We start from the raw sequence: 17,946 nt of genomic DNA, 5'->3' as shown, positions 1-17,946 counted from the left end.
GACAGTTCCATAAGCAGTTCACACCCCTGACGAAGTCCATTACCCTGGACTTGGTAGTACATGGAGATGTACATGATCTGATCCGAGCCAGCACAGGACCGCCGTGAGCACCGTCAACAGCCCCAGCGCCGCCACCTCGACGTCATCGACGCCGCTGCAGTCTCCGCGCGCCCCCGGCCGCCTCGGCTCGCTGGGGCCCGTCGGCCTGGTGCTGGCAGGCGGCGTCTCGGTGCAGTTCGGCGGCGCCCTCGCGGTGACCCTGATGCCGCGGGCCGGGGCCCTCGGCGTCGTCACCCTGCGCCTGCTCGCGGCGGCGGTCGTCCTCCTCGTGGTCTGCCGCCCCCGGCTGCGCGGTCACTCCCGCACCGACTGGGGCACAGTGATCGTCTTCGGTATCACCATGGGCGCGATGAACGGCCTCTTCTACGAGGCGGTGGCCCGCATCCCGCTGGGTCCCGCCGTCACCCTGGAGGTGCTCGGCCCGCTGACCCTGTCCGTCCTGGCCTCCCGCCGCGCGATCAACGCGCTCTGGGCGGGCCTGGCCCTCGCGGGCGTGTTCCTGCTCGGCGGCGGTGGTTTCAGCGACCTCGACCCCACAGGTGTGGCTTTTGCCCTGGGCGCCGGCGCCATGTGGGCGGCGTACATCGTCTTCAGCGCCCGTACGGGCCGCCGCTTCCCGCAGGCGGACGGCCTGGCGCTGGCCATGGCGATCGCGGCCCTGCTCTTCCTCCCCCTCGGCATCGTCGGGGGCGGCACCCGCCTCCTCGACCCCACCACCGTCGCCCTCGGCTCGGCGGTGGCCCTGCTTTCCTCGGTCCTGCCCTACACCCTCGAACTCCTGGCCCTGCGCCGCCTGCCCGCCTCCACCTTCGCCGTCCTGATGAGCCTGGAGCCTGCCCTCGCGGCGACGGCCGGTTTCCTGATCCTCGGCCAGGCCCTGTCCGCCACGGAGGCCGCCGCGATCGCCCTGGTCATCGCGGCGAGCATCGGCGCGGTGCGCACACAGGTGGGCCGGGCCAAAGTGCCGCCCCTTCCGGCCGAGGGGCAGTAAGCGCCGGACGGAGGCTTCTCCGGCCGGGCACATGGGCGCCGGCCGGGAGCTTCTCGGCCAGGGCGGGCCTGCGTCAGCCGGCGGGCTTCTCCCACACCGACACGTGCTGCCGGCTCTCGCCGGTGAAGGGCTCCCGGGTCCAGCCGTCCCACCGCTCGCGCAGCCGCAGCCCCGCGAGCCGGGCCATCAGATCCAGCTCCGCCGGCCACACGTACCGGAACGGGACGGCGAGGGACGTACCGCGGCCGTCCGTGACCTCCACATGGTGCGAGGTGACCGACTGCGTCGCCACGTCGTACAGATCGAAGCCCAGCCGCCCGCCGTCCACCCGGAACGGCACCGCGTTCTGCCCCGGCGGCAGCCGCCGCAGATCCGGCACCCCGACCTCGACGACGAAACGGCCGCCGGGCTCCAGATGGGCCGCGGCGTTGCAGAAGCAGTCCACCTGGGCGTCCTGCGAGGTCAGATTCATGATCGTGTTGTAGACCAGGTAGGCGACGGGGAAGACGCCGTCCACCTTCGTGGTCGCGAAGTCCCCGATCGTCACCCCGATCGCGTCCCCACCCGGCTTGGCCCGCAGTCGCTCCACCATCGCCCGGGAGAGATCGACACCGTGCACCTCGACCCCGCGCCGCGCGAGCGGCAACGCGATCCGCCCGGTGCCGACGCCCAGCTCCAGTGCCCGGCCGCCCTCACCCGCCAGCCCCGCCAGGAAGCCGACGGCCGGTTCCACGACCTCAGGGGTGAACATCTCCCCGGACGACTCGTCGTACCTCGCCGCGACCGCTTCCCCGAAGTGTCCGTCCTCGTCGAGCATCGAACGACGGTACTGCTGGGGCGGCCCGCGCCGCGTCCCGTTTTCCCGTCCGGCCACCGGCCACCGGCAGCCGTGACCGCCCCGCCGGCCGCCCGGGGATGATGGGACGACCGGCGGCGGCCCCTCGCGGCGCTGTGCGAACCCTGGTGAAAGGTCTTCATGAACATCGTCTCGGTCGTGACTCCCGTACACGGCGACGCCGCGCGCTTCCTTCCCGACGCGTACGCGTCCCTGCTCTCCCAGGACCTTCCCGACGGGTGGTCGTGGGAATGGTGTGTGCAGGAGGACGGGAGCGATGTCCGCGCGCAGTCGCAGCTTCCGGCGGACGATGCGCGCATCCGGATCTCGGCGTCGCGAGCCGGCGGCCCGCACGTGGCGCGAACGATGGCATTCGCCCGGTCGACAGGCCTCTACGTCAAGACCCTGGACTCCGACGACCAGCTCGCTCCCGGGGCTCTCGCGCGCGATGTCGCCGTGCTGGAGGAGCACCCGTCGGTGGGCTGGACCACGTCCCGGGTCGTCGATCTCCTCGAGGACGGCAGCACCGTGTCGTTCGAGCTCAGCGATCCGCAGCCGGGGCTGCTCCCCAGGGGATGCGCATTCGGTTTCTGGACCGAGCACCGCCGCCCTCCGGTCCACCCCGCCACCCTGTGCGTCCGGCGCTCTCTGATGGCGCTGCTGGGCGGATGGATGGCCCTGCCCGCCTCGGGCGACACCGGTCTTCTCCTCGGTCTGGACGCACTGGCGGACGGATGGTTCATCGGCGACACCGGACTGATGTACCGCAAGCACGGCGGTCAGATCACCGCACACCCCCATCACCGCAACGGCGCGGAGTGGGAGGCGCGCATGTCGTTGATCCGGGAGCACGCAGAGGCTCTGCGGGCCTGGGCCGACGGCAAGGACCGCGCAGCCCCGCGCAGCTGAGGGCGGCGGCCCGGCCGTCCGGCGCCGCTGCCGGCGCCACATCAACTTCCGCGCCCAGCGGGTATGTTCGGGTGATCATTGTTGTGGGGCGCGTTCACGGAGGACGAGGGGCGCATGGACATGGCAACCGTCATCGCGCGGCTGGACGAGGCGCGCGCGGCCGATCCCGGAACGCGCGACCGCATCTGCGACGAGACGGCCGCCGCACTGCTGGCGGCGAGCACTCCGCCGGCCTTCGAGGTGCGGTCCGCCGACTTCCGCAACGACCCCTACTTCGTGTGCGCCGACCGCTACTGGCGCGGCCGCTTCCAGGAGCGGCCGACGGCCGGCACGGCGTTCGAGTGCGCACGGTGGATGGCGGATCACGTGACGGACGGAAGCTGGGGTGTCGTCGCCGAGCAGTGGGCACTCGGCAACGGCTTCCTCAACCGGGGGTCCTTGGGGTCGGCGGATCAGTTTGCGGAGGCGCTGGCCGGGACGGACGCGGGCACGGTCGCCGAGGCGGAGCGCATCGCGTTCTTCCTCACTCTGTTCCACGCGGGCAAGCTGCGGGCGAACTTCTGCTTCGACGAGTTGCACGCCTTCCTGGCCTACGCGCCCTCGTCCGTGGCCGCCGGCTCCCTGCGCGCGAGGCCCGTCTTCGTGGCGCTCCAGTCGTTCGCCGCCTTCGGGAGCAGGGCGCTGACCATAGCGTTTGCTTCCGAGCTGCTGGAAAAGGCCTGGTCCTCGGAGGACCGGACCCGGCACACGGTGGACATCTGCCTCAACGGGGTGGCCTTCGCCGTCCCCTTCGAGGAGCAGGGAGAACTGCTGCGCAGCCATGCGGCGGAGGCGGTGGAGGCGTATCCCGGCGACCACATGTTCCATGCACGCCTGGCCGCCGGCCTGCACATGTGCGGCCGGCACGACGCGGCGCTGGAGAGTATCGACACCGCTCTTGCGCTGCTCGCGGCGAGTCCCACCGCCAGCCTCGGCGTTCTGCAGGAGCAGTTCCTGACGAAACGGGACGCGATCCAGGAGGGGCGCCTGCGGGCCGTGCGGGACGCGGAGCAGCAGCGCCGCTGGGAGGAACAGGCGGCAGCCAACGCACAGCTGGAACGGTCACTGCACACGTCCTCCGTGCGAGCGGTGGAAGTCGTGGCCGTCTTCACGGCCGCCATCGCCTTCGCCGTCGGGTCCCTCCAGGTCACCCTCACGGGCAAGCTGCCCCTCTCCGATCGCCTGTGGCTCCTGGGCGCACAGGGTGCGGGCCTGGCGGTGTTCGCGCTGCTCATAGTCGGCGGGACATGGTTGATCACACGAAGCCACCATCCGAAGAGCCGCGGCGGCGAGTGATGTCCCCGGTCGCCGTGGCCTCCTAGGGCGGTGCCGCCTCCGGCCCGTCCCGGGACCCGGCTTCCGGCCAAATTCATGCAAGCACGCTTGATTGTTTCTGGCGGCGCTGCCATGCTCCCCCCATGTCCGATCCGACGCCCGTCTTTGACGATCTGCGTGAGGAAACCGAAGAACTCGACCGGCTCGTAGCCGAGTTGACCGAAGAGCGGTGGGCGCTCGCGACGCCCGCGCCGCGCTGGACCATCGCCCACCAGATCGCCCATCTGCACTGGACCGACCAGGCCGCACTGCTCGCCGTGACGGACCGGGGCGGCTTCCAGGAGGCCGCGAAGCAGGCGCTCGCCGCCCCCGACACCTTCGTGGACGACGCCGCCGAGGAAGGCGCCCGGCTCCGGCCCGCCGAGCTGCTGTCCCGCTGGCGGGAGGGCCGCGCCGCGCTGGACACGGCGCTCAGGGCGGCACCGAGCGGCACCCGGTTCCCCTGGTTCGGGCCGCCCATGTCGGCCGCCTCCATGGCCACCGGCCGTCTCATGGAGACCTGGGCCCACGGCCAGGACGTGGCGGACACCCTCGGTGTGGTCCGCGCACCCACCGACCGGCTCCGGCATGTGGTCCGCATCGGGGTGCGCGCCCGTGACTTCGCCTTCGGGGTACGTGGACTGCCCGTGCCGCAGGAGGAGTTCCGCGTCGAGGTGACCGCCCCCTCCGGCGAGGTGTGGACCTACGGCCCGCCCGAGGCCCGGCAACGGGTCACCGGCTCCGCCCTCGACTTCTGCCTCCTGGTCACCCAGCGCGCCCACCGCGCCGACCTCGCCCTGACCGCCGAGGGCCCCGACGCCGACCGCTGGCTCGACATCGCCCAGGCCTTCGCGGGCCCGCCCGGCACCGGCCGCCCGCCGAAGGAGACCACCCGGTGAACCCGTTGCGCATCGGCAACTTCTCCGGCTTCTACGGCGACCGCGCCGACGCCCTGCGCGAGATGCTCACCGGCGGCGAGGTCGACGTCCTCACCGGCGACTACCTCGCCGAGCTGACCATGCTGATCCTCGGCCGGGACCGGCTGAAGGACCCGGCCGCCGGATACGCCCGGACCTTCCTGCGTCAGCTGGAGGACTGCCTCGGCCTCGCCCACGAGCGCGGGGTGCGGATCGTGACCAACGCGGGCGGCCTCAACCCGGCCGCACTCGCCGACGCCGTACGGCAGCTGGCCGGCCGGCTCGGCATCCCGGTCCGGGTCGCCCACGTCGAGGGCGACGACCTCGCCTCCGCCCTCCCCCAAGTTCTCGACGCCGCTCGACCAGGGGGGACCCCCACCGGTGCCCTCGACGCCGCTCGACCGGAGGGGACCCCCACCGGCGTCCTCGCCGCCCACGCCTACCTCGGCGGCTTCGGCATCGCGGAGTGCCTGCGCTCCGGCGCCGACGTCGTGATCACCGGCCGGGTGACCGACGCGGCGCTCGTCACCGGCCCCGCCGCCGCCCACTTCGGCTGGCGGCCGGGGGACTACGACCGCCTCGCGGGAGCCGTCGTCGCCGGGCACGTGCTGGAGTGCGGGACGCAGGCCACCGGAGGCAACTACGCGTTCTTCGGGGACGGGGACGTACGCCGTCCCGGCTTCCCGCTCGCCGAGATCCACGCGGACGGCACCGCCGTCATCACCAAGCACCCCGGCACCGGCGGCTTCGTCGACGTCGGTACGGTCACCGCCCAGCTGCTGTACGAGACGGGCGGCGCCCGCTACCTCGGCCCCGACGTCACCACCCGGCTGGACACCGTGCGGCTGAGCCAGGACGGGCCGGACCGGGTGCGGATCGAGGGCGTGCGCGGGGAGGCGCCCCCGGCGACCCTCAAGGTGGGGCTCAACCGGCTCGGCGGCCACCGCAACGAGGTCGCCTTCGTCCTCACCGGACTCGACATCGAGGCCAAGGCGGCCCTGGTCCGGGAGCAGCTGACGGACGCGCTCGCCAAGTCGCCGCCCGCCGAGGTCCGGTGGGACCTCGTCCGCACCGACCGGGCCGACGCCGACAGCGAGGAGACCGCGAGCGCCCTGCTGCGGCTCGTCGTACGGGACCCGGACCAGCAGGTCGTCGGGCGCGCACTGACCGGGGCCGCCGTGGAGCTGGCGCTGGCCAGCTACCCGGGCTTCCATGTGCTGGCCCCACCCGGAAAGGGCGCGCCCTATGGGGTCTTCGAGGATGTGTACGTGCCCCAGGGCGCCGTCGACCACGTGGCCGTCCTCCCGGACAACCGCCGGGTGAGTGTGCCGCCGGCCCAGGACACCCTCGTACCCGAGGACGTACCGCAGCCGCCCCTGCCGGAACCGTTCCCGTCCGGGCCGGTCCGCCGTGCCCCGCTCGGCCTGGTCGCCGGCGCCCGCAGCGGGGACAAGGGCGGGAACGCCAACGTCGGCGTCTGGGCCCGCAGCGACGACGCCTGGCGGTGGCTCGCCCACGAGCTGACCACCGACCGCTTCCGGCAGCTCCTCCCCGAGAGCCGGGACCTGCCCGTCACCCGGCACGTGCTGCCGAACCTGTGCGCCGTCAACTTCGTCGTGGAGGGAATCCTCGGCGCGGGCGTCGCCGCCCAGCATCGTTTCGACCCGCAGGCCAAGGCCCTCGGCGAATGGCTGCGCTCCCGCCACCTGGACATCCCGGAGGCCCTGCTGTGACGGTCCTTTCCTCCGCCCTGGACATCAACGGCCCGGACTACCGGACCCATCGCGAGGCCATGCTCGGCAGACTCGCCGACCTGGAGGCCGAGCACGCCAAGGCCCTCGCGGGCGGCGGCGACAAGTACGTCCAGCGGCACCGGGGGCGGGGCAAGCTGCTCGCCCGCGAGCGCATCGAGCTGCTCCTCGACCCGGACACCCCGTTCCTGGAGCTGTCCCCGCTGGCCGCCTGGGGCAGCGACTACACGGTCGGGGCCTCCCTGGTCACCGGGATCGGTGTGGTCGAGGGCGTGGAGTGTCTGATCACCGCCAACGACCCGACCGTGCGCGGCGGCGCCAGCAACCCCTGGAGCCTGAAGAAGGCCCTGCGCGCCAACGACATCGCGCTCGCCAACCGGCTGCCCTGCATCAGCCTGGTCGAGTCCGGGGGCGCCGACCTGCCGTCCCAGAAGGAGATCTTCATCCCGGGCGGCGCCGTCTTCCGCGACCTGACCCGGCTGTCCGCCGCCGGCATCCCGACCGTCGCCGTCGTCTTCGGCAACTCCACCGCGGGCGGCGCGTACGTCCCCGGCATGTCCGACCACGTGATCATGGTCAAGGAGCGGGCGAAGGTGTTCCTCGGCGGACCGCCGCTGGTGAAGATGGCGACCGGCGAAGAGAGCGACGACGAGTCGCTGGGCGGTGCGGAGATGCACGCGCGCGTGTCGGGCCTCGCCGACTACTTCGCCGTGGACGAGCACGACGCGCTGCGCCAGGCGCGCCGCGTGGTCGCCCGCCTCAACCACCGTAAGGCGTACGGCGATCCGGGCCCGGCGGCCCCGCCCAAGTACGACCCGGAGGAGCTGCTCGGCATCGTCCCCGGCGACCTGAAGATCCCCTTCGACCCGCGCGAGGTCGTCGCCCGCATCGTCGACGCCTCCGACTTCGACGAGTTCAAGCCGCTGTACGGCACGAGCCTCGCCACCGGCTGGGCGAGCCTGCACGGCTACCCCGTCGGCATCCTGGCGAACGCCCAGGGCGTCCTGTTCAGCGAGGAGTCGCAGAAGGCCGCCCAGTTCATCCAGCTGGCCAACCAGCGCGACATCCCGCTGCTCTTCCTGCACAACACCACCGGCTACATGGTCGGCAAGGAGTACGAGCAGGGCGGCATCATCAAGCACGGCGCCATGATGATCAACGCGGTGAGCAACAGCCGCGTGCCCCACCTGTCCGTCCTCATGGGGGCCTCCTACGGCGCCGGGCACTACGGCATGTGCGGGCGCGCCTACGACCCCCGCTTCCTGTTCACCTGGCCCAGCGCCAAGTCGGCCGTCATGGGCCCCCAGCAGCTCGCGGGCGTGCTGTCGATCGTCGCCCGGCAGTCGGCGGCGGCGAAGGGCGCGCCGTACGACGAGGACGCGGACGCGGCCCTGCGCGCCATGGTGGAGCAGCAGGTCGAGTCCGAGTCGCTGCCGATGTTCCTGTCCGGGCGGCTGTACGACGACGGCGTCATCGACCCGCGCGACACCCGCACCGTCCTCGGCCTGTGCCTGTCCGCCGTCCACACCGCCCCCTACGAGGGCGCCCGCGGCGGCTTCGGCGTCTTCCGGATGTGAGGGATCACGTGATTTCGACCGTACTCGTCGCCAACCGGGGCGAGATCGCCTGCCGGATCTTCCGCACCTGCGGTGAGCTGGGAATCCGGACGGTCGCCGTGCACTCGGACGCGGACGAGAACGCGCTGCACGCGCGCGTGGCCGACACGGCGGTGCGGCTGCCGGGGGCGACGCCCGCCCAGACGTATCTGCGCGGCGACCTGATCGTCAAGGCGGCGCTGGCCGCCGGCGCGGACGCCGTGCACCCCGGATACGGCTTCCTCTCCGAGAACCCCGAGTTCGCCCGTGCCGTCCTCGACGCCGGCCTGCTGTGGATCGGCCCCCCGCCGGAGGCGATCGAGGCGATGGCGTCCAAGACGCGCGCCAAGGAGCTGATGGGGCTCGCGCCCCTCGGCGAGGTCACCGAGGCCGACCTGCCCGTGCTGGTGAAGGCCGCCGCGGGCGGCGGAGGGCGCGGCATGCGGATCGTGCGCCGCCTGGAGGAGCTGCAGAGCGCGCTGGACGGCGCGCGCGCCGAGGCCGCGAGCGCCTTCGGCGACGGCGAGGTCTTCGTCGAGCCCTACATCGAACAGGGCCGACACGTCGAGGTGCAGATCCTCGCCGACACCCACGGCACGGTCTGGACGCTCGGTACCCGCGACTGCTCCCTCCAGCGCCGCCACCAGAAGGTGATCGAGGAGGCCCCGGCGCCCGGCCTCTCCGAGGGGCTCACGGAGGATCTGTACGCGCTGGCCGTACAGGCCGCGTGTGCCGTCGCCTACGTGGGCGCCGGCACCGTCGAGTTCCTGGTCGCCGACGGCCGTGCGCACTTCCTGGAGATGAACACCCGCCTCCAGGTCGAACACCCCGTCACGGAGGAGGTGTTCGGCATCGACCTGGTCGCCGAACAGCTTCGCATCGCCGAGGGCCACGCCCTCCCGGAAGACCCGCCACCCGCGCGTGGCCACGCGATCGAGGCCCGCCTGTACGCCGAGGACCCGGCCCGCGACTGGGCGCCGCAGACCGGCACCCTGCACCGCCTCGCCGTACCCGGCGGCGCCCGCCTGGACACGGGCTACACCGACGGCGACGAGATCGGCGTCCACTACGACCCGATGCTCGCCAAGGTCGTCGCCCACGCGCCCACGCGCACGGAGGCGCTCCGCAAGCTCGCCGGAGCCCTGGAGCGAGCCGCGCTGCACGGCCCGGTCACCAACCGCGACCTGCTGGTCCGCTCTCTGCGGCACGCCGAGTTCACCACCGCCCGCATGGACACCGCCTTCTACGACCGCCACCTGCCCGAGCTGACCGCACCCGCCACCGCCCCCTTCGCGCCCCTCGCCGCCGCCCTGGCCGACGCCCACGCCCGCTCCCGCTTCGGCGGCTGGCGCAACGTGCCCTCACAGCCGCAGACCAAGCGGTACGCGATGGCGGGCGAGGAGCACGAGGTCCGCTACCGGCACACCCGGCAGGGCCTCACCGCCGACGGGGTACGGGTCGTGCACGCCGACGCGCGTCTGGTCGTCCTCGACGTGGACGGCGTCCGGCGGCGCTTCGAGATCGCGCGCTACGGCGACCAGGTCCACGTCAACTCCACCGCCCTCACCGCACTGCCCCGCTTCCCCGACCCCACGGCCCAGCTGGCCCCCGGCTCCCTGCTGGCCCCGATGCCCGGCACGGTCGTCCGCATCGCCGAGGGCCTGACCGAGGGTTCCTCCGTGCAGGCCGGCCAGCCCCTGATCTGGCTGGAGGCGATGAAGATGCAGCACCAGATCTCGGCGCCGGCCACCGGCACGCTCACGGCCCTGCAGGTGAAACCGGGACAGCAGGTGGAGCCGGGCATGTTGCTGGCGGTGGTGCAGGAGACCTAGGGGCGCGGGCCGCATCGATATGCGGCTCCGCCGCGTGAGCGCGCCCAGCCACGGATCACCCGCAGCCCGAAGGAGCCCCATGACCACCCTCATCGAATCCGAAGAGCACAAGGCCCTACGAGCCGCAGTAGCCGCCCTCGGCAAGCGCTACGGCCGCGACTACCTCACCCGCACCGTCGCCGAAGGAAAACCCCTCACCGAACTCTGGTCCGAGGCAGGCAAACTCGGCTACCTCGGCGTCAACCTCCCGGAGGAGCACGGAGGCGGAGGCGGCGGCATCACGGAACTCTCCATCGTCCTGGAGGAGCTGGGCGCCGCCGGCTCGCCCCTCCTCATGCTCGTCGTGTCCCCGGCCATCTGCGGCACGGTCATCTCCCGCTTCGGTACCGAGGAACAGAAGCGGACCTGGCTCCCCGGAATCGCCGACGGCACCCGCCTCATGGCCTTCGGCATCACCGAACCCGACGCCGGCTCCAACTCCCACCGCATCACCACCACCGCCCGCAAGGACGGCGCCGACTGGCTCCTGACCGGCCGAAAGGTCTTCATCTCCGGTGTCGACATGGCCGACGCCGTCCTGATCGTCGGCCGCACCGAGGACGCCCGCACCGGACGCCTCAAGCCCTGCCTGTTCATCGTCCCGACGGACGCCGAGGGCTTCCACAAGCACCCCATCGACATGGAGCTCAACGCCGCCGAGAAGCAGTTCGAGCTGGTCCTGGACGACGTACGCCTGCCCGCCGACGCCCTTGTCGGCGACGAGGACGCCGGTCTGCTGCAACTGTTCGCCGGGCTCAACCCCGAGCGCATCATGACGGCCGCCTTCGCGATCGGCATGGGCCGCTACGCACTGGCCAGGGCGATCGAGTACGCCCGCGACCGCACCGTCTGGAAGGCCCCCATCGGCGCCCACCAGGCCATCGCCCACCCCCTCGCGCAGGCGCACATCGACCTGGAACTGGCCCGGCTGATGATGCAGAAGGCGGCCCATCTGTACGACGCGGGCGACGACATCTGCGCGGGCGAGGCGGCCAACATGGCCAAGTACGCGGCGGGCGAGGCCTGTGTGAAGGCCGTCGACCAGGCCGTGCACACCCTCGGCGGCAACGGCCTCACGCGCGAGTTCGGGCTCGCCTCGTTGATAACGGCCGCACGTGTGGCTCGTATTGCTCCGGTGAGCCGGGAGATGATTCTCAACTACGTTTCCCACCAGACCCTGGGCCTGCCCAAGTCGTACTAGGCCGCCGCAGCCGCTTGGAGGAACCGTGTTCCGCAGCGCGTACGCAGACGTTCCGCCCGTAGAACTGCCCATTCACGAAGCCGTCCTGGGAGGGGCCGCCGACTTCGGCGACCGGCCGGCCCTCGTCGACGGCACGGACGGCACCACCCTCACGTACGAGCAACTGGACCGGTTCCACCGGCGGCTCGCCGCCGCGCTCGCCGACGCGGGAGTGCGCAAGGGCGACGTCCTCGCCCTGCACAGCCCCAACACCATCGCCTTCCCGACCGCCTTCTACGCGGCCACGCGCGCGGGCGCCTGCGTCACCACCGTGCACCCGCTCGCCACGCCCGAGGAGTTCGCCAAGCAGCTCGCCGACAGCGCGGCCCGCTGGATCGTCACCGCCTCCCCGCTGCTGCAGTCCGCCCGCCGGGCCGCCGAGATCGCCGGCGGGGTGCGGGAGATATTCGTGTGCGACAGCGCGCCCGGGCACCGCTCGCTGATCGACATGCTCGCCTCGGCCGCCCCCGAACCCGAGATCGGCTTCGACCCGGCCGAGGACATCGCCGCACTGCCGTACTCCTCCGGCACCACCGGCGTCCCCAAGGGCGTGATGCTCACGCACCGGCAGATCGCCACGAACCTCGCCCAGCTGGAGCCCCCCGTCCCGACCGGGCCCGGCGACCGCATCCTGGCCGTGCTGCCGTTCTTCCACATCTACGGCCTGACCGCCCTGATGAACGCGCCCCTGCGCAAGGGCGCCACGGTCGTCGTCCTGCCCCGCTTCGACCTGGAGACCTTCCTCGCCGCCATCGAGAACCACCGCATCACCGGCCTGTACGTCGCCCCGCCGATCGTCCTCGCGCTGGCCAAGCACCCGGCGGTGGCCCGCTACGACCTCTCCTCCCTGAAGTACGTCATCAGTGCCGCCGCCCCGCTGGACGCCCGGCTCGCCGTCGCCTGCGCCGAACGGCTCGGCCTGCCGCCCCTAGGCCAGGCCTACGGCATGACCGAACTCTCGCCCGGCACCCACGTCGTCCCGCTCGACGCCCTGCACGAGGCACCCGCCGGCACCGTCGGCAGACTCATCGCCGGCACCGAGATGCGGATCGTCTCCCTGGACGACCCCGGCAAGGACCTCGGCACCGGCGAGGCCGGCGAGATCCTGATCCGCGGCCCGCAGGTGATGAAGGGCTACCTCGGCCGTCCCGACGCCACCGCCGCCATGATCGACCCCGAGGGCTGGCTGCACACCGGAGACGTCGGCCACGTGGACGCCGACGGCTGGCTCTTCGTCGTCGACCGGGTCAAGGAACTCATCAAGTACAAGGGCTTCCAGGTGGCCCCCGCCGAACTGGAGGCGCTGCTGCTCACCCATCCGGACATCGCCGACGCCGCGGTCGTCGGCGCCTACAACGAGGACGGCAACGAGGTCCCGCACGCCTTCGTCGTCCGCCGGCCCACCGCCGACGGCCCGAGCGAGAACGAGATCATGCTCTACGTCGCCGAGCGCGTCGCGCCCTACAAACGCATCCGCCGGATCACCTTCATCGACACCGTGCCCCGCGCGACCTCCGGGAAGATCCTGCGCCGACAGCTCAGGGAGCACTCATGAGCACACCGATCGGACGCACGCGCACGCGCGGCGTCGAAACCCTCAGCCTGGACTCCACCGACACCCGCAACGCGCTCTCGTCGGCCCTCGTCGGCGACCTCGCGAAGGCTCTGGCCGAGTGCGCCGAGGACCCGGAGGTCCGGGCCGTCGTCCTCACCCACACCGGCACGACCTTCTGCGCCGGCGCCGACCTGCGCGACCCGCCCGACCCGGACGCGCTGGTGGGCCTGCTGCGGCAGATCGTGGAGCTGCCCAGGCCCGTGGTCGCCCGGGTCACCGGACACGTCCGCGCGGGCGGCCTCGGCCTGCTGGCCGCCTGCGACATCTCCGCCGCCGCCACCGGAGCCACCTTCGCCTTCACCGAGGTCCGCATCGGTCTCGCCCCGGCCGTGATCTCCCTGCCGGTCGTCCCCCGCGCCGACCCCCGCGCGCTGGCCCGCTACTACCTCACCGGCGAGCGCTTCGACCCCGCCGAGGCCGTACGCCTGGGCCTGCTCACCGTTACCGGCGACGACGTGGACGACGCCCTCGCCCCCGTCCTGGACGGCCTGCGCCGCTCCTGCCCGCAGGCCCTGGCCGAGACGAAACTGCTGCTCACGGCTAGGGTGCTGGAGACGTTCGACCGGGACGCGGCGGAACTGACCGCGCTCTCGGCCCGGCTGTTCTCCTCCGCCCGGGCCCGGGAGGGGATGACGGCCTTCCTTCAGAAGCGGGACGCGGCATGGGTGGTGTGAGGACGTGAGCACGACGGCGGAACGCGACCGCCTGCCCGGGCAGGCCCCGAAGCCGGACCGCAGCCCCAAGCAGGACCGCAGCCGGGCCACCCGGCAGCGGCTCCTGGAGGCCGCCGTGGCCTGCCTGGCCGAGCACGGCTGGGCAGGCTCCACGGTCTCCGTCGTCGCCGAACGCGCCGGCGTCTCCCGGGGCGCCGCCCAGCACCACTTCCCGACCCGCGAGGACCTGTTCACGGCGGCCGTCGAGTACGTCGCCGAACAGCGCTCCACCGCCCTCAGGGAGCTGTTCCCGGACGGCGCCGCCGACCGCCGCGCCGTCGTCCTGGCCCTGGTCGACCTCTACACCGGCCCCCTCTTCCGGGCCGCCCTGCACCTGTGGGTCGCCGCCTCCAACGAGGAGCAGCTGCGCTCGCGCGTGACCGAGCTGGAGGCCCGCGTGGGCCGCGAGACCCACCGCATCGCCGTCGACCTCCTCGGCGCCGACGAGAGGCAACCCGGCGTCCGCGAGAGCGTCCAGGGCCTGCTCGACATGGCCCGCGGCCTGGGCCTCGCCAACCTCCTCACCGACGACACCGCCCGCCGCGAGCGGGTGGTGGCCCAGTGGGCCGTGCTCCTGGAGGAAGCGCTGGGCTGAGAGGGGCGGCACCGGGCCGGGGAGCAACCGCGCGAGCGAGTTACCCTTGGGCCCATGCTTCCGATGCTCGTTCGCCGTCGCCACGTGGACTACGTGCGCGTCACGAGCATGGGCTGTCGGCTTTCGGCCTGAATTCAGCCCCTTTTTCTCCCCTTCTTACGGCATTCTGGGCGCCGCCCTACCCTCGGCGGCCTGCCCGTGGCCCACACACCCTGTGGACGCATCCATGACGACGCACTCCGCGACGACCCCGTCGTACGAACAGCTCCCGATCATCGACCTGTCGGCCGCCGACCGCGGCTCCCAGGCCCGAGCCCTGCTCCACGCCCAGCTGCACAGCGCCGCCCACGACGTCGGCTTCTTCCAGCTCGTCGGACACGGCGTGACCCGGGGCGAGACCGACGCGCTGCTCACCGCCATGCGCGCCTTCTTCGCCCTCCCCGAGGCCGACCGGCTCGCCCTCGACAACGTCAACTCCCCGCACTTCCGCGGCTACACGCGCACCGGCGACGAACGCACCCGCGGCGCCCGCGACTGGCGCGACCAGCTCGACATAGGCGCCGAGCGCCCCGCGCACGCACCCGGCCCCGGCGAGCCGCCGTACTGGTGGCTGGAGGGCCCCAACCAGTGGCCGGCCACCCTCCCCGAGCTGCGCACGACCGCCCTCGCCTGGATCGACAAGCTCAGCGCGGTGGCCCAGCGCCTCCTGCACGAACTCCTCACCGCCATCGGCGCCCCCGCCGACTTCTACGACCCGGTCTTCGGCGCGCACGCCCACCCGCACCTCAAGCTCGTCCGCTACCCGGGCAGCGCGGGCGACGGCACCGACCAGGGCGTCGGCGCCCACAAGGACTACGGCTTCCTCACCCTGCTCCTGCAGGACACCGTCGGCGGCCTCCAGGTCCAGCGCGAGGACGGCCTCTTCCACGACGTGCCCCCGCTGCAGGACGCCTTCGTCGTCAACCTCGGCGAACTCCTGGAAGTGGCCACCAACGGCTATCTGATCGCCACCAACCACCGGGTGATCAGCCCGCCCGGAGCCACCGAGCGCTACTCGGTCCCGTTCTTCTACAACCCCCGCCTGGACGCCAAGGTCGAGCCCCTGCCCTTCCCGCACGCCTCGACGGCCCCCGGCATCACGACGGACCCGGCCAACCCCCTGTTCGCCGAGTACGGCTACAACGAACTGAAGGGCAAACTGCGGGCCCACCCACTGGCGGCGGAACGACACCACGCGGATCTGCTCGCGGTGGCATGAGAATCAGGGCGCGAAGCGCCCGGTTTTCAGGGGCGCGGGGAACTGCGCGACAAGCCACCGCGTGCCCGCAGCCGCCCGCGTCCCTCAACCCCCCACCGCGCGCGCGGCCCCCTGAGCAACCCTCAGGGACTCAGCCGCTCCACCACCCACCCCCCATCCGGCCGAACCACATACCGCACACGGTCGTGCAGACGGTTCTGACGGCCCTGCCAGAACTCGACCGTCTCCGGCGCGATCCGGAAACCGCCCCAGTGCGGCGGTACCGGCACCTGCTCCCCCTCCGGGTAACGCGCGCCCAGCTCGGCGTAGGCGGCCTCCAGCCCGTCACGGGACGGGATCACCGAGGACTGGTCGCTGGCCCACGCGCCGAGCTGGGAGCCGTGCGGGCGGGTGCGGAAATAGGCGGCGGTCTCGACCCGGTCGGTGCGGCGGGCGACACCCGTGACGATCACCTGACGGGCGATCGCATGCCAGGGGAAGAGCAGCGAGACGTACGGGTTGGCGGCCAGCTCGCGGGCCTTGCGGGAGTGGTAGTTGGTGTAGAAGACGAAGCCGTCGGTGTCGTACTGCTTCATCAGGACCGTGCGGGAGCTGGGCCGGCCCGCCGCGTCCGCGGTCGAGACGACCATCGCGTTCGGCTCGTAGAGCGTGCCGCGCACGGCGGCGCGGGCGGCGTCCTCGAACCAGCGGGAGAACTGGTCCATCGGATGCGAGGCGAGGTCCTTCTCGTCGAGGCCCTGGGCCCGGTACTGCTTGCGCATGGCGGCGGGATCGACGACGGGGTCGAGGCTGAGGTCGCGGTCGGTCACCCGGTCATCCTGCCGTATCGAACGCCTGGCACTCAGTGTCGTGTGGGCTCCCCAACTATGACACTCAGCGCTATCGTGCAGGTCCGCCTGCGGATTGGGTGACCACCGGCCGATCCGGGCATCACCGGGGTGACCGCCGCCGACACTTTCACGAGGAGCCGCCTGATGTCCGATTTCGTACCCGGGCTCGAAGGAGTCGTCGCGTTCGAGACGGAGATCGCCGAACCCGACAAGGAAGGTGGCGCCCTGCGCTACCGCGGCGTCGACATCGAGGACCTGGTGGGGCACGTCTCCTTCGGGAACGTGTGGGGACTGCTGGTCGACGGCGCGTTCAACCCAGGACTGCCGCCCGCCGAGCCGTTCCCGATCCCGGTGCACTCCGGCGACATCCGCGTGGACGTGCAGTCCGCGCTCGCCATGCTCGCCCCGGTCTGGGGCCTGAAACCACTGCTCGACATCGACGCCGCCCAGGCCCGCGCGGACCTCGCGCGAGCCGCCGTCATGGCACTGTCCTACGTCGCCCAGTCCGCACGCGGGCAGGGACTGCCGATGGTGCCGCAGCGGGAGATCGACAAGGCGAACTCGGTCGTCGAGCGGTTCATGATCCGCTGGCGCGGCGAGCCGGACCCCAAGCACGTCGCGGCCGTGGACGCCTACTGGACCTCGGCCGCCGAGCACGGCATGAACGCATCCACGTTCACCGCCCGGGTCATCGCCTCGACCGGCGCGGACGTCGCCGCCGCACTCTCCGGAGCCGTCGGCGCCATGTCCGGCCCGCTGCACGGCGGTGCCCCCTCGCGGGTGCTCGGCATGATCGAGGAGATCGAGCGGACGGGCGACGCGGAGGCGTACGTCAAGAACGCGCTGGACCGCGGGGAGCGGCTGATGGGCTTCGGGCACCGGGTGTACCGGGCCGAGGACCCCCGCGCCCGCGTACTGCGCCGTACGGCCCGCGAGCTGGGCGCTCCCCGCTTCGAGATCGCCGAGGCGCTGGAGAAGGCGGCGCTGGAGGAGCTGCACAACCGGCGGCCGGACCGGGTCCTCGCCACCAACGTCGAGTTCTGGGCCGCGATCATGCTGGACTTCGCGCAGGTCCCGGCGCACATGTTCACGTCGATGTTCACGTGCGCCCGCACGGCCGGCTGGTCGGCGCACATCCTGGAGCAGAAGCGCACGGGGAGGCTGGTGCGTCCCTCGGCCCGCTATGTGGGCCCCGGCTCGCGCAGCCCGCGGGACATCGAGGGATACGCGGACATCGCCCACTGACGGCCCCTCGGGCCCGCTGCCGCACACGCAGACGCCCCACGAGGTCGGCCGCACACGCAGACGACCCGCGAGCTCGGGTTCCTCCGCCTGCACGGCGGAGGAGCCGGCCGGACGTACCGGCGAGCTCGCGGGTCGGGTGACTGCGTTGGATTGAGCCGGCTGCGTGTG

15 protein-coding genes are annotated in these 17,946 nt (G+C 72.4%); 13 read left to right on the top strand and 2 right to left on the bottom strand.

Going from position 1 to position 17,946, the window contains the following annotated elements; genetic code table 11:
* Positions 1–103: 103 nt before the first annotated feature.
* A complete protein-coding gene (locus AB0H32_RS06770) occupies positions 104–1,051 on the top strand; it encodes an EamA family transporter (RefSeq protein ID WP_361115327.1) in 948 nt (315 codons plus the stop codon).
* A gap of 73 nt (positions 1,052–1,124) precedes the next feature.
* On the opposite strand, the gene AB0H32_RS06765 is transcribed toward AB0H32_RS06770, so the two are convergent.
* Positions 1,125–1,868 carry a class I SAM-dependent methyltransferase gene (locus AB0H32_RS06765; RefSeq protein ID WP_361115324.1) on the bottom strand — a complete coding sequence of 248 codons (744 nt, stop codon included), beginning with the start codon at positions 1,866–1,868 and terminating at the stop codon, positions 1,125–1,127.
* Positions 1,869–2,045: 177 nt separating this feature from the next.
* Between AB0H32_RS06765 and AB0H32_RS06760 the strand changes: the two genes are divergently transcribed.
* The 11 genes from AB0H32_RS06760 (at position 2,046) to AB0H32_RS06710 (ending at position 15,703) form a co-directional block, all read left to right on the top strand.
* Complete coding sequence (locus tag AB0H32_RS06760) at positions 2,046–2,795, top strand: glycosyltransferase (RefSeq protein ID WP_361115321.1); 750 nt, start codon at positions 2,046–2,048, stop codon at positions 2,793–2,795.
* A gap of 114 nt (positions 2,796–2,909) precedes the next feature.
* On the top strand, positions 2,910–4,130 hold the full coding sequence (locus tag AB0H32_RS06755; protein WP_361115318.1) for a hypothetical protein: 1,221 nt from the start codon (positions 2,910–2,912) through the stop codon (positions 4,128–4,130).
* A 122-nt stretch (positions 4,131–4,252) separates the two neighbouring features.
* Positions 4,253–5,047: a TIGR03084 family metal-binding protein gene (locus tag AB0H32_RS06750; protein ID WP_361115315.1), complete on the top strand. Its 795-nt coding sequence runs from the start codon at positions 4,253–4,255 to the stop codon at positions 5,045–5,047.
* Positions 5,044–6,798 carry an acyclic terpene utilization AtuA family protein gene (locus AB0H32_RS06745; RefSeq protein WP_361115312.1) on the top strand — a complete coding sequence of 585 codons (1,755 nt, stop codon included), beginning with the start codon at positions 5,044–5,046 and terminating at the stop codon, positions 6,796–6,798. Before AB0H32_RS06750 ends, AB0H32_RS06745 begins: the two co-directional genes overlap by 4 nt.
* The gene (locus AB0H32_RS06740; protein WP_361115309.1) at positions 6,795–8,393 is read left to right on the top strand and encodes a carboxyl transferase domain-containing protein; all 1,599 of its coding nucleotides are present in this window, start codon (positions 6,795–6,797) and stop codon (positions 8,391–8,393) included. Before AB0H32_RS06745 ends, AB0H32_RS06740 begins: the two co-directional genes overlap by 4 nt.
* Before the next feature lie 8 nt (positions 8,394–8,401).
* On the top strand, positions 8,402–10,243 hold the full coding sequence (locus tag AB0H32_RS06735) for a biotin carboxylase N-terminal domain-containing protein (RefSeq protein WP_361115306.1): 1,842 nt from the start codon (positions 8,402–8,404) through the stop codon (positions 10,241–10,243).
* Between the two features lie 79 nt (positions 10,244–10,322).
* Entirely contained in the window at positions 10,323–11,483 is a 1,161-nt protein-coding gene (locus tag AB0H32_RS06730; RefSeq protein ID WP_361115304.1) for an acyl-CoA dehydrogenase family protein, read from the top strand.
* A gap of 25 nt (positions 11,484–11,508) precedes the next feature.
* Positions 11,509–13,077: a 4-coumarate--CoA ligase family protein gene (locus tag AB0H32_RS06725; protein WP_361115301.1), complete on the top strand. Its 1,569-nt coding sequence runs from the start codon at positions 11,509–11,511 to the stop codon at positions 13,075–13,077.
* Positions 13,074–13,811: an enoyl-CoA hydratase family protein gene (locus AB0H32_RS06720; RefSeq protein WP_361115298.1), complete on the top strand. Its 738-nt coding sequence runs from the start codon at positions 13,074–13,076 to the stop codon at positions 13,809–13,811. Before AB0H32_RS06725 ends, AB0H32_RS06720 begins: the two co-directional genes overlap by 4 nt.
* A 4-nt stretch (positions 13,812–13,815) precedes the next feature.
* On the top strand, positions 13,816–14,445 hold the full coding sequence (locus AB0H32_RS06715) for a TetR/AcrR family transcriptional regulator (protein WP_361115295.1): 630 nt from the start codon (positions 13,816–13,818) through the stop codon (positions 14,443–14,445).
* Between the two features lie 226 nt (positions 14,446–14,671).
* On the top strand, positions 14,672–15,703 hold the full coding sequence (locus tag AB0H32_RS06710) for a 2-oxoglutarate and iron-dependent oxygenase domain-containing protein (protein ID WP_361115292.1): 1,032 nt from the start codon (positions 14,672–14,674) through the stop codon (positions 15,701–15,703).
* 122 nt (positions 15,704–15,825) lie between these two features.
* Here AB0H32_RS06710 and pdxH read toward each other — a convergent pair whose 3' ends face one another.
* Positions 15,826–16,512, bottom strand: coding sequence for a pyridoxamine 5'-phosphate oxidase (pdxH, locus tag AB0H32_RS06705; protein WP_361115289.1), 687 nt, complete (start codon positions 16,510–16,512; stop codon positions 15,826–15,828).
* A 165-nt stretch (positions 16,513–16,677) separates the two neighbouring features.
* Between pdxH and AB0H32_RS06700 the strand changes: the two genes are divergently transcribed.
* Entirely contained in the window at positions 16,678–17,778 is a 1,101-nt protein-coding gene (locus AB0H32_RS06700; protein WP_361115286.1) for a citrate synthase 2, read from the top strand.
* Positions 17,779–17,946: the final 168 nt, after the last annotated feature.

The sequence above is a fragment of the Streptomyces sp. NPDC020362 genome (assembly GCF_040642095.1).
Classification (GTDB): domain Bacteria; phylum Actinomycetota; class Actinomycetes; order Streptomycetales; family Streptomycetaceae; genus Streptomyces.
This window is presented reverse-complemented; position numbering and strand designations above follow the sequence as displayed.

Bases quoted from the DNA above. Each gene is read 5' to 3' on its own strand.
- AB0H32_RS06765 (WP_361115324.1), bottom strand. From the start codon at position 1,868: ATGCTCGACGAGGACGGACACTTCGGGGAAGCGGTCGCGGCGAGGTAC.
- AB0H32_RS06755 (WP_361115318.1), top strand. From the start codon at position 2,910: ATGGACATGGCAACCGTCATCGCGCGGCTGGACGAGGCGCGCGCGGCC.
- AB0H32_RS06750 (WP_361115315.1), top strand. From the start codon at position 4,253: ATGTCCGATCCGACGCCCGTCTTTGACGATCTGCGTGAGGAAACCGAA.
- AB0H32_RS06730 (WP_361115304.1), top strand. From the start codon at position 10,323: ATGACCACCCTCATCGAATCCGAAGAGCACAAGGCCCTACGAGCCGCA.
- AB0H32_RS06720 (WP_361115298.1), top strand. From the start codon at position 13,074: ATGAGCACACCGATCGGACGCACGCGCACGCGCGGCGTCGAAACCCTC.
- AB0H32_RS06710 (WP_361115292.1), top strand. From the start codon at position 14,672: ATGACGACGCACTCCGCGACGACCCCGTCGTACGAACAGCTCCCGATC.
- AB0H32_RS06700 (WP_361115286.1), top strand. From the start codon at position 16,678: ATGTCCGATTTCGTACCCGGGCTCGAAGGAGTCGTCGCGTTCGAGACG.